Origin of the sequence: Nocardia bovistercoris (assembly GCF_015674855.1) — a bacterium.
In the GTDB taxonomy this organism is placed as follows: Bacteria; Actinomycetota; Actinomycetes; order Mycobacteriales; family Mycobacteriaceae; genus Nocardia; species Nocardia bovistercoris.
Map to the genome: position 1 here is coordinate 181,367 of NZ_JADMLG010000007.1, position 11,624 is coordinate 192,990.

General features: G+C 67.4%; 9 protein-coding genes. 5 read left to right on the forward strand and 4 right to left on the reverse strand.

Translation table 11 applies throughout. The features are described from left to right. Positions 1–5 precede the first annotated feature (5 nt). On the reverse strand, positions 6–704 hold the full coding sequence (locus tag IT779_RS18465) for a DUF3558 domain-containing protein (RefSeq protein WP_232541878.1): 699 nt from the start codon (positions 702–704) through the stop codon (positions 6–8). Positions 705–918: 214 nt separating this feature from the next. On the opposite strand from IT779_RS18465, the gene IT779_RS18470 reads away from it, so the two are divergent. Beyond that, positions 919–1,233, forward strand: coding sequence for a hypothetical protein (locus tag IT779_RS18470; RefSeq protein WP_196150588.1), 315 nt, complete (start codon positions 919–921; stop codon positions 1,231–1,233). Positions 1,234–1,328: 95 nt separating this feature from the next. On the opposite strand, the gene IT779_RS18475 is transcribed toward IT779_RS18470, so the two are convergent. Further along, a complete protein-coding gene (locus tag IT779_RS18475; RefSeq protein ID WP_196150589.1) occupies positions 1,329–2,468 on the reverse strand; it encodes an alpha/beta hydrolase in 1,140 nt (379 codons plus the stop codon). 457 nt (positions 2,469–2,925) lie between these two features. Between IT779_RS18475 and aceA the strand changes: the two genes are divergently transcribed. The 3 genes from aceA (at position 2,926) to metE (ending at position 7,964) form a co-directional block, all read left to right on the forward strand. Further along, entirely contained in the window at positions 2,926–4,215 is a 1,290-nt protein-coding gene (gene aceA, locus IT779_RS18480; protein ID WP_196150590.1) for an isocitrate lyase, read from the forward strand. A 377-nt stretch (positions 4,216–4,592) separates the two neighbouring features. Beyond that, positions 4,593–5,465 (forward strand): 3-hydroxybutyryl-CoA dehydrogenase, encoded by an 873-nt coding sequence (locus IT779_RS18485; RefSeq protein ID WP_196150591.1) that lies wholly within the window; start codon positions 4,593–4,595, stop codon positions 5,463–5,465. Between the two features lie 192 nt (positions 5,466–5,657). After that, positions 5,658–7,964, forward strand: coding sequence for a 5-methyltetrahydropteroyltriglutamate--homocysteine S-methyltransferase (metE, locus tag IT779_RS18490; protein ID WP_196150592.1), 2,307 nt, complete (start codon positions 5,658–5,660; stop codon positions 7,962–7,964). Positions 7,965–7,979: 15 nt separating this feature from the next. Here metE and IT779_RS18495 read toward each other — a convergent pair whose 3' ends face one another. Beyond that, on the reverse strand, positions 7,980–9,203 hold the full coding sequence (locus IT779_RS18495) for an AI-2E family transporter (RefSeq protein ID WP_196150593.1): 1,224 nt from the start codon (positions 9,201–9,203) through the stop codon (positions 7,980–7,982). Between the two features lie 54 nt (positions 9,204–9,257). After that, positions 9,258–10,310 carry an NAD(P)-dependent alcohol dehydrogenase gene (locus tag IT779_RS18500; RefSeq protein ID WP_196150594.1) on the reverse strand — a complete coding sequence of 351 codons (1,053 nt, stop codon included), beginning with the start codon at positions 10,308–10,310 and terminating at the stop codon, positions 9,258–9,260. A 171-nt stretch (positions 10,311–10,481) separates the two neighbouring features. Here IT779_RS18500 and IT779_RS18505 point away from each other — a divergent pair, with 171 nt between their 5' ends. Further along, positions 10,482–11,615, forward strand: coding sequence for a S1C family serine protease (locus tag IT779_RS18505; RefSeq protein ID WP_196150595.1), 1,134 nt, complete (start codon positions 10,482–10,484; stop codon positions 11,613–11,615). Positions 11,616–11,624: the final 9 nt, after the last annotated feature.

Below are 11,624 nucleotides of genomic sequence, written 5' to 3' on the forward strand. Positions count from 1 at the left end.
CACCTCTATTCGGCCGGAAAGGTAGGTGCGAGAATGGTCGCGGCGCGAGATGCTAGCGAGCACGGCTCGCGGTTATCCGCCGGTGTCTTCGTTGTAAAGGACTTGTAGATCGAGACCTCTATGATCTGGCCCTTGGTTGGAAAGGCGAGGTAGCAAACCAGATTGTCTCGATCGTCCGCCTTGCGGAACTGGACTCCGGTGCGCCCTGCGACCTGCGACTCGGTGAAATTGATGTTGTTCTTGTCGCCTCTCACCTCATCCAGTGAATGGATGGTCGACCACACGCCGAGGTTGTAATTCCATCCGCTCGGTTTGTCGTTCCACGAGCAGAGTTTCCAGCCTGCGACGCGTTGCACTCCGGCGATTGTGGTATCGCGAGTCGAAGGATCGACCCCGACCTGCCGCAGCACATCGTCACCGATCTGCGTGCACGGATCCCACAGCGCCGCTGTAGCAGCCGATTTGTCCACGGTGGACACGGGCGTAGCCGTCCCATCACTCGTCCCCTCGCAGGCGGCAAGGACCAGCGCCCCAGCGAGCACCACTACCGCCGTCGTCAGTCGTCGCACCCGCTGCTCCCGTCGGCCGTCCGTACACACTCCGGTCGTAAGTCTAGGACGCACGAGATCGCCGTTCGGTTCCAGTTGGACTTCGACTGTCCGAACGCAACTCGCGTTCCGCCGGGAGCAACGGTCGGAACCCATTGGAACCGCTGGTGGGACCAATTGGAACCGCTCGCGGGGACCAATTGGAACCACGGCGATTTCGGGCCATGTCCCACATCACATCCGCCCGAATCGGGCCGCCGCGCGCCGTAGCGTTCGGTCTGCTCGCGGTGTCGAGCGAGTTCACGCAGGGGTAATCGGCGGCGAATTTCGTTGTGCCGGTTCGGTTGACAGTGGGGATCGAGGTAGTGGTGTGAGTATTTGGTATCTGGTGACGGCGATCGCGGCGGTGTCGGCGGGCTGTGCGTTCACCCTGTTCCTTACCGCCGTGTTGGGTTCCGAGCCGCGGTATCCGCGGCACGCGCGGTGGATTTCGGTCGCGGATCAGGGTTCGCGCCCGCCGCGTACGTGGGCCTGTGATCTGCCGCGCCCGCCGTTGACTTTCCATCAGGCGTACCGGGCGATGGACGCGCACGGCTGGCACGATTGCGCCCGCAAGCACGCGGCCTTCGAGAAGATGATGAACCACGTCCTCGCCGAGAACTTGGACGCGCGGGGGATCATTTGAGCTCGTGCCGATTTCGCTGCCGCCCGGTCGGCGACGAAGGGTCACGTGACGTGAAATCCGGTGCGGCGGACCGTGGCTGTCCGCGCATTCCGGTGTCAGTTGAACAGCCCGCGCACGAAGGGGATCGAGTCGGTGAGCGAAGCGTTCACCGTCCCGCTGTGGTCGGTGGGGTACACGTGGACGGTCACCGGCTGCCCGTTGACTTGCAGGCGGGTCGTGTAGAGGAGAGTCGCCGGGGTGATGACGTCGGTGTCGCGCGCGCCCTGCCCGAGGAACAGCGGTCGGTCGAATCCGGTTTCGGGCAGGCCCATGGTTCGGGTCAGCTTGCCGAGCAGGTCGGGGATCTCGGACAGGGGCCGTGTGAACTGGTCGCCGATGACCACGCCCGCGGCGGCGAGCTCGTCGCCGAACGCGCCGACGCACGCGGTGCGGCCGCGTTCGAGCCAGCGGCGTCCGGATTCGGTGAGGTAGGACTCGATGGCGAGGTCGGGGTAGGTCGTGCGCAGTCCGTCGAGGATGTAGAAGATGTAGGCGGTGGTGTGCGGCCCGAGTGCGACGGGCGGGACGCCGGGGCCGATGGGCAGCAGGATGTTCTCGATGTAGGCGGGTACGCCGGTGGCGACCGCGCCGCGATAGTCGAGTTCGCCCCGGCCGAATTCGACGGCGTGGCGGGCGGTGAACACGGCGGCGGCGCCGCCCTGCGACTGTCCGACGACGGCCCATTTCTTCGACAGCGTCGGGTACTGGCGGGTCGCGGCCGTGACGGCGTCGACCACATTGTGTGCTTCGACCGTGCCGTTGAGGTACGGGTGGTCGCCTGGGGTGCCGAGGCCCGCGTAGTCGGCGGCCACGATCGCGTAGCCCTGCGCAAGCCAGGTCCCGAGGTAGGCCCAGTCACGGGCGACCTCGCCGGGTCCGGCGACGCTGTATGCGCAGTCATCGCCGAGGCCGACGGTGCCGTGTGCCCACGCGATCACCGGCCAGCCGCCTTCGGGCGCCTGTCCGGGCGGGAAGTAGACGGCGGCGCTCGCGGTGGTCGGCTGGTCGCCGACGGTGGTGGTGCCGTAGAGGATGCGCGTCGAGTTCACCGAGCCGGGCGGGGTGGCGCGGGCGGGCAGTGCTTCGACGCCGACGACGGATCCGGTGGTCACGTCGGCGGCGGCGGAACCGGGCATGCCGATCGCGAGCGATACGACGGCGGCGGCCGCGGTAATAGCAGTGCACAGCGTGCGCATGGGTCTCCTCTTCGACGCCTCGGACCTCTGTCCAAGTATGTCCGGCCTGCCTCGCCCAGCCCGTTCGGGTGTCGAGGTACCCCGCGAGTGGCGCCGCGCACACCGAGGGCGTCCGCTTCCTGTTGTGAAGGTCCTCACAACCGGCGGCCCTCGCGTGTCAGGTCGGCCGGATCCGGCCCGACTTCAAACAGTACGGGCGTAACGCTAAAATCCCACGTCAGGGCTACTGGTGAGTAGAAAATGAGTTTGCTATTTATCCGCAAATTTCGCAAAGTTGGCAAACACTGTAAGAAACCTAGCTGAGTTTCACAGTAGTAACAGGTAGACGGCCATTTCCTGGTGTGCCATCGTGTGGAAGTACACCCCAAGGGCATAGCAAGCCTGCAAATAGCCGCCACAGCAGTCCGGGCGAGATCTCGGAACGCGGCGCCTACCTACCAAGGAAGTGGAGTCAGGTATGTCGACCACCGGCACCCCGAAGACCACCGCGGAGATCCAGAAGGACTGGGACACCAACCCGCGCTGGAAGGGAATCACCCGCAACTACACCGCGGAGCAGGTGTCGAAGCTCCAGGGCACCGTCGTCGAAGAGGCCACCCTGGCCCGCCGCGGCTCGGAGATCCTGTGGGATCTCGTCAACAACGAGGACTACATCAACTCCCTCGGCGCGCTCACCGGCAACCAGGCGGTGCAGCAGGTCCGCGCAGGCCTCAAGGCCATCTACCTGTCGGGCTGGCAGGTCGCCGGTGACGCGAACCTCTCCGGCCACACCTACCCCGACCAGTCGCTGTACCCGGCCAACTCGGTGCCGTCGGTGGTCCGCCGCATCAACAACGCGCTACTACGCGCCGACGAGATCGCCAAGGTCGAAGGCGACACCTCCGTCGCCAACTGGCTGGCCCCGATCGTCGCCGACGCCGAAGCGGGCTTCGGTGGCGCGCTCAACGCCTACGAACTCCAGAAGGCCATGATCGCCGCGGGCGCCGCCGGCGTGCACTGGGAAGACCAGCTGGCCTCGGAGAAGAAGTGCGGCCACCTCGGCGGCAAGGTGCTGATCCCCACCCAGCAGCACATCCGCACCCTCACCTCCGCGCGCCTGGCCGCCGACGTCGCCGACGTGCCCTCGGTCATCATCGCGCGCACCGACGCCGAAGCCGCCACCCTCATCACCTCCGACGTGGACGAGCGCGACCGCGAATTCCTCGACGGCACCCGCACCGCGGAAGGCTTCTTCGGCGTCAAGAACGGCATCGAGCCCTGCATCGCGCGCGCCAAGGCCTACGCCCCGTACTCCGACCTCATCTGGATGGAGACCGGCGTGCCCGATCTCGAGGTCGCCCGCAAGTTCGCCGAAGCCGTCCGCGGCGAATTCCCGGACCAGCTGCTTGCCTACAACTGCTCGCCGTCCTTCAACTGGAAGGCGCACCTGGACGACGCCACCATCGCGAAGTTCCAGCGCGAACTCGGCGCCATGGGCTTCAAGTTCCAGTTCATCACCCTCGCGGGCTTCCACTCGCTCAACTACGGCATGTTCGACCTGGCCCACGGCTACGCCCGCGAGGGCATGACCGCCTTCGTCGACCTCCAGGAGCGCGAGTTCAAGGCCGCCGCCGAACGCGGCTTCACCGCCGTCAAGCACCAGCGCGAGGTCGGTGCGGGCTACTTCGACACCATCGCGACCACCGTCGACCCCAACACGTCGACGGCCGCGCTGAAGGGCTCCACCGAAGAAGGCCAGTTCCACTGAGACATGGCGGCGACTCCGTCGCCGCGGGTTCGCGGCCCTTCATGCCTCGCGTCCGAGCGGTCGATACTTGCTCCTTCGTCGCATCGTCTCGACCACTCGGACGCGAGACGGCCGCGAACCAGTCGCTCGTCAGGCTCGCTCCGTGGTGGTCGAGTGAGAACGGATCCGGGAGGGCGATTCAGGTGAATACCGACACCGAAGATGTTTGTTGGCCGCCAAATCTCCTACGCCAGTAGGGGTGTACCGCCCTCCTCGTCGAACAGCCCCGGCGAGGAGGGCATCCCTATACCTTGGACTGTCGAAGGCGCCGCTCGAGGCGAGTCGCCCTTCACCACAAGCCAACCCGACTAGCCAGACCTAACCAGCAGGAGCGGGACGTGAGCAGCGAGAAGATTCAGCGCGTCGGAGTCATCGGCGCCGGACAGATGGGCGCCGGAATCGCGGAGGTGTGCGCGCGTGCGCACGTCGACGTGCTCGTCTACGAACAGACCAGGGAACTGGCCGCCGCGGGGCGCGCGCGCATTCTGCGTTCGCTGGATCGCGGCGTGTCCAGCGGCAAGATCACCGAACGCGAGCGGGAGCAGGCGGCGTGGCGGCTGCGCTTCACCTCCGACGTGGGCGATTTCGCCGACCGCCAGCTGGTGGTCGAGGCCGTGTTGGAGAACGAAGAGGTCAAGACCTCGATCTTCGCCGAACTGGACAAGGTCGTCACCGACCCGAACGCCGTGCTCGCCTCCAACACCTCGTCCATCCCGATCATGAAGATCGCCGTCGCCACCGCGAACCCGGAACGGGTGGTCGGCATGCACTTCTTCAATCCCGTGCCGGTGCTGCCGCTGGTCGAACTCGTCACCACCCTCAAGACCAGCGAGTCGGTGTCCAAGCGCGCCGAGGGTTTCGCGGGCGAAGTCCTCGGCAAGCAGGTCGTGCGTTCCGCCGACCGCTCCGGTTTCGTCGTGAACGCCCTGCTCGTGCCGTACCTGCTCTCCGCCATCAGGATGGTCGAATCCGGTTTCGCCACCAAGGAGGACGTCGACAAGGCCATGGTCCTCGGCTGCGCCCACCCCATGGGCCCGCTCGCGCTGACCGACCTCGTCGGCCTCGACACGGTGAAATCCATCGCCGACTCGATGTACACGGAATTCAAGGAGCCGCTGTACTCGGCTCCGCCCCTGCTGATGCGTATGGTCGAAGCAGGACTGCTCGGCAAGAAGACCGGCGCAGGCTTCTACCAGTACAACCGCGCGTAATAGTTCCTCTCGCGACACCTCGAGCCCACCGCTTCCGGCACGCCGGCTCCCGGTGCGCCCCGGTCAGTTCGCGGCCGTCTCGCGTCCGAGCGGTCGAGACAATGCGCCGAAGGCGCGAGTATCGGCCGCTCGGACGCGAGACATGAAGGGCCGCGAACTCGCGGCGCCGCAGGCGACGCAAAAGGACAGAGCATGGTGAATGTCAGCGACGGTTACGGGAGCAGCATTCTCGGTTACCCGAGGATCGGTCCGCACCGGGAACTCAAGCGCGCGCTGGAAGCGTATTGGCGCGGCGCCCTCGACAAGCCGGGGCTGCTTGAAGTCGGCCGCGATATCCAGGAACGCCAGTTCGACGAGCTGGCCGCCACCGGCCTGACCCAGGTTCCCGGCAACACCTTCTCCTTCTACGACCACATCCTCGACAACGCGCTGCTGTTCGGCGCGGTCCCTTCGCGGTTCGAGCCGTACCGGGACGCGATGGACCCGCTGGATTTCTATTTCCTGATGGCGCGCGGCAGGCCGGATGTGCCGCCGCTGGAGTTGGTGCGCCTGTTCAGCACCAACTACCACTACCGGCAGCCGGAACTCGACGCCGACACCGAGTTCTCGCTGCATCCCGAAGCCCTGCTCGACGAGTGGGATCGTGCGATCGCGCGCGGTATCGAGTTGCGTCCGGTGCTGCTCGGCCCGGTGTCGCTGCTGCTGCTGTCCAAGGCCGGGCAGGTCCCCGGCGAGTCCGAGTTCGACACACTCGCATTGCTGGACAAGTTGTTGCCGGTGTACGAGGAGTTGTTCGAGGTGCTCGCGAAACGCGGGTCGACCTGTGTGCAGTTGGACGAGCCTGCTTTCACCAGTGAACGTTCCGATGCCGAGTTGGCCGCGTTCGCGCGCGCGTATCAGCGACTATCGAAAGCGCCGCTGCGTCCGCGCATCCTGGTGACGGGTCAGTACGGCGATTTCGGTCCGGCGTTGGGGATTCTCGCCGCGACGAATGTGGAGGCGATCGGCCTCGATCTGGCGGCGCACCGGGTGCGTCCGGAGGATCTGGCGAAGATCCCGGGCATTCGACGTAAGCGCTTGTACGCCGGTGTGATCAACGGCCGCAATGTGTGGCGCGCGGATCGTTACGTGACGCTCGAGTATCTGAACGAGTTGGCGCAGGTGTGCCCGGATCTGGTGGTGTCGACGGGTACCACGCTGTTGCACGTCCCGTATGACGTGCTCGCCGAATACGATATCGACGGCAATGTGGCGGATCGGCTCGCTTTCGCGAAACAGAAGGTGGGCGAGGTGGTTTCGCTCGCCAAGGCGTTGACCGACGGCCCTTCCGACAAGTGGCGCAAGCGCCCGACCGAGGTGCATTTCAAGCAGAAACACGCGGTGCGCCAACGGGTTTACGCCATCACCCCGGCGATGCGGCAGCGCGAGTCGTACGAGGTGCGCCGTGCCGCGCAGCAGGAGCGGTTGCAGTTGCCGCCGGTGCCCGCGACGACGCTCGGCTCGTTCCCGCAGACTCCGCAGGCCAGGCAAGCGCGGCACGAACTCGGCGAGGGCAGGCTCGCGCACGACGAGTACCGCAAGCGCATCGAGTCCGAGATCGAGGCGACCATCCGGTTGCAGGAGGACATCGGCCTCGACGTGTTCGTGCACGGCGAGCACGAGCGCAGCGACATGATCCAGTACTTCGCCGAACTGCTCGACGGTTTCGCGACCACGCGTTTCGGCTGGGTGCAGGTGTACGGTTCGCGGTGTGTGCGGCCGCCGATCATCTACGGTGACGTGTCACGTCCCGCGCCCATGTCGGTGGATTGGCTCACCTACGCCCAGTCGTTGACCGACAAGCCGGTCAAGGGCATGGTGACCGGCCCGGTGACGATGATCGCGCGTTCGTTCGTGCGCCAGGATCAGCCGCTGTACGAGACCGCCGATCAGGTGGCGCTGGCGATTCGCGACGAGGTGGTCGATCTGGAGAAGGCGGGTATCGCCATCATCCAGGTGGACGAGCCCGCGATCCGCGAGTTGCTGCCCGCGCGGCCGGAGGGGCGCGCGGAGTATCTGCGCTGGGCGGTCGCGGCGTTCCGGTTGGCGACCTCCGGTGTCGGTCCCGCGACCCAGATCCACACCCACATCAGCTATTCCGGCCGCGCGGAGGTGGTCGGCGCGATCGAGGAACTCGACGCCGATGTGACCGCGATCGTGGCGACCCGCTCCATCGAGTGGGTTCTGAAGGCGCTGACCGAGGATTACGCGTCCGGCCATGGTCTCAGCCACGGTGTGGGACCCGGTGTGTACGAGAGCCGTTCGGCGCGTATCCCGGATATCGACGAACTCGACGAACTGTTGACGGCCGCGGCCGCCGCGATCGGCCCGGAGCGGCTGTGGGCGAATCCGGACGGTGGCTTGAAGACCCGCCACTACTGGCAGCTCGAGCCGTCGCTGCGCAATCTGGTCGCCGCCGCGCGTCGGGTGCGCAGGCGGGCCGTCACGGCCGGGGACTGATGCCGGGCGGGCCGCTCACTTCTTCGGGCGGTCCGCCTTCCGCACGCGGGCGGTCAACTCGCGCAGCCATTGTCGCGTTGGCCGGGGCGGCGGGGCGGGTTCGTCGGCTGTCACTTCGTAGCGCCGGATGTAGGCGCCCGCGAAGCCCTGCACGGTCGCGGTGACGGGTATGGCCAGTAGCGCGCCTGTCGCGCCGAGTAGCGCGGCGCCGGCGAGTACCGCGCCGAATGCGACGGCGGGGTGCATGTCCAGGGTGCTGGCGGTGACGCGCGGTTGCAGGACGTAGTTCTCGAATTGCTGGTAGAGCACGATGAATCCGAGGATCCACAGCGCGGTCGCCGGACTGTGCACGAGTGCGACGGCCACGGGCAGCGCGCCCGCGAGGTAGGTGCCGACGGTGGGGATGAACTGCGACACCACCCCCACCCACAGCGCCAAGGCGAAGGCCGACGGCACGTCGAGCACCCGCAGCGCGACGTAGTGCGCGAGGGTCGATGCCAGCGCGAGCAGTCCGCGCGAATAGATGTAGCCGCCGGTCTTCTCGACCGCGATATCCCAGGCGCGCAGCACATGTCGCTGTCTGCTCGGCGGCAGCAGCGAGCTCACGGCGTGCCGGAAGCGCGGCCCGTCGGCGGCGAAATAGTAGGTGAACAGCAGGATTCCGAGCGACTGGAACAGCGCGCCGACGGCCGCGGTGCCGATGCCCCAGGCGTTTTCGGCGAGCCCGACGAGATACCCCTCGAGTTTGTCGCTCCACTCGGTGGCGTACTTCTGGATGTCGGTTCCCGAGATGTCCTGGTCGAAGGTGCGATTGAACCAGTCGACCACCTGGTCGGCGTATTCGGGCGCGTTCTGCACGAGGGTGGTGACCTGGTCGACCAGCAGTGCGCCGAGCGTCCACACGAATCCGACCACGACCAGCAGCAGGCCGAGGAACACCACGCCGGTGGCAGGCCCCCGTCGCATGCCGCGCGCGGCCAGCCAGTTCACCGCTGGTTCGATGGCGAAGGCGAGGAACAGCGAGATCAGCAGGATGGTGAGCAGGCCCTGAAGGCGTTGCAGCACCCAGAATCCCGCGATGAGACCCGCCACCGTCGCGGCCGCGAGCAGGAACGCGCGCAACAGCCACGGCGGTGGCGCCGCGGCGAATCCGGCCTCGCGCGCTGGTGCGGCGGGCTCCACGGTGTCGGGGGACGGTGTGGCGTCGGCTTCCTCGGGCACACGGGTCAAACTACCCATGCGCGCACCGGCTGTCGCGTCCGGTGACCGCCGTGTGAGGCGGGCCGGGCGTGCCTACATCGTTGCCGTGTCGATGACGAAGCGGTAGCGGACGTCGCTGTCGACGACCCGGTCGTAGGCGCTGTCGATCTCGTCGGCGGAGATCAACTCGATTTCGGCGCCGATGCCGTGCGCGGCGCAGAAGTCCAGCATTTCCTGGGTCTGGGCGATGCCGCCGATCATCGAGCCCGCCAGCGATTTGCGCCCGCCCGCCAGGAGGAAGGACCGCACGCTCAGCGGCTTCTCGGGCAGGCCGAGGACCACCAGGGTGCCGTCGAGCGCGAGCAGCCGCAGGTAGTCGTCGATCGGCAGGTCGGCCGATACCGTGTTGAGGATCAGGTCGAATCGTCCACGCAGGTCACGGAAGGTCTGCTTGTCGCCGGTGGCGTAGTAGTGGTCGGCGCCGAAGCGTTTGCCGTCCTCCTGCTTGCTCAGCGAGTGGCTGAGCACGGTGACCTCGGCGCCCATGGCTGCGGCCAGTTTCACGCCGATGTGCCCGAGTCCGCCCATGCCGATGATCGCGACCTTCTTGCCAGGTCCCGCGCCCCAGTGCCGCAGCGGCGAGAACAGGGTGATGCCCGCGCACAGCAGCGGTGCGGCCACGTCGAGGCCGATGCCCTCCGGTATCGACAGCACGAAATCCTCGCCGACCACCACTTGCGTCGAATAGCCGCCGAGGGTGTGTCCATCGGTCTGCACGCTCGCGTCCACCGGTGTGTTGTACGTCATGATCGCGCCGCGTTCGCAGTACTGCTCCTCGTCGGCCAGGCACGGGCCGCACTTGCCGCAGGACCCGACCATGCAGCCGACGCCGACCCGGTCCCCTGGCGCGAATCTGCCGACCGCGGCGCCGACCGCGGCGACGGTGCCCGCGATCTCGTGCCCCGGCACGCAGGGATAGCGGGTGCGGCCCCACTCGTTGCGTGCCGTGTGGATATCGGAGTGGCAGATTCCCGCGTACGCGATATCGATCAGCACATCGCGCGGACCGAGTTCACGCCGCTCGATCGTGACCTTCTCGAAGGTCCCGTCCGGGGTGGCCAATGCGTACGCGGCGGCATTACTCATGAGTACATGCCTACCTGCGCATCCTGGGTTTTGGCAATCGGGCGGTATGCGGCAATCGGCGGGACGCCAGGCGATCAGCGCGTTCGGGTCTCGGGACGTCGGTGAACGCCTCGCGGATGCCCCACTTGTGGTGACAATGGAATCCGTCAGTCAATCGATGGCGGGAGAGCGATGGACGACGTACCGCACAGAGCGCCCGAGTACCGACCGCCCGAGTCGCCGCGCGGCGGCGGACGCGTGCTCGCGCTGGTGGTCGCCGTGGTCCTGGCCGCGGCCGGCCTGCTCGGCTATCGCGGCGAACTACCCGGTTTCGCGGCGCTCGGCGGCGCGGGCACCGCGGTCGCGCCGATCGTCGGAGAACCGCTGCCCCCGCTGGACACGGTCGCGGTCGCCGCGGTGGTGCAGCCCGCGCTGGTGAACATCAACACCACGTCCCGACCGCTCGGTGCGGGTTCGGCGGGGTCGGGAATCGTGCTCAGCGCGGACGGACAGGTCCTCACCAGCCACCACGTGGTGAAGGGCGCCGATACCGTCACCGTGACCGATGTCGGCAACGGCGAGGTCTACCGCGCCACCGTGCTCGGTTACGACTCCACCGCCGATATCGCGCTGATCGCCTTGGAGGGCGCGGCTGGGCTCTCGGTGGCGCGGGTCGGCAGTTCGGCCGCGGTGCGCATCCGCGACGAGGTGCTCGCCATCGGCAACGCCGGTGGTCTCGGCGGTACGCCGACCGCGATCGGCGGCGTCATCACCGATGTGGACAGCACCATCGTCGCGTTGAACGCCGCCGACCTGACCCGCAAGGCGCTCACCGGGATGCTCGAGGTGGCCGCACCGGTCAGTTCTGGTCAGTCCGGCGGCGCGCTCGCCGATCGGTGGGGCGCGGTGGTCGGTGTCGTTACGGCGGCCTCGGGACAGCCGCAGCGCGAGGAAGGCGGGCAGGCCAACGGCTACGCGGTGCCGATCGACACGGCGATGCGGGTGGTCGAGCAGATCCGTTCCGGGAAGCCGACGGAAACCGTGCACATCGGTCCCACCGCGACCCTCGGCGTGCTGATCTCGGACGCCTATCCGACCGGCGCGCGCGTCGATGTCGCCGTCTACGGCGCGCCCGCGTACCACGCGGGCCTGATCGACGGCGAGGTGATCGTCGCGGTGGACGGTCAGCCGGTCCCGACGGCGCGCGCCCTGCGCGGCGTGATCAACCTGCGCAAACCACAGGACGCGGTACGGCTGGAGGTGCTCGGCGTCGACGGCGCACGGCGCGTGGTCGAGGTGGTGCTCGAACTGGGCGCGCCGAACTGATCCTGGCGA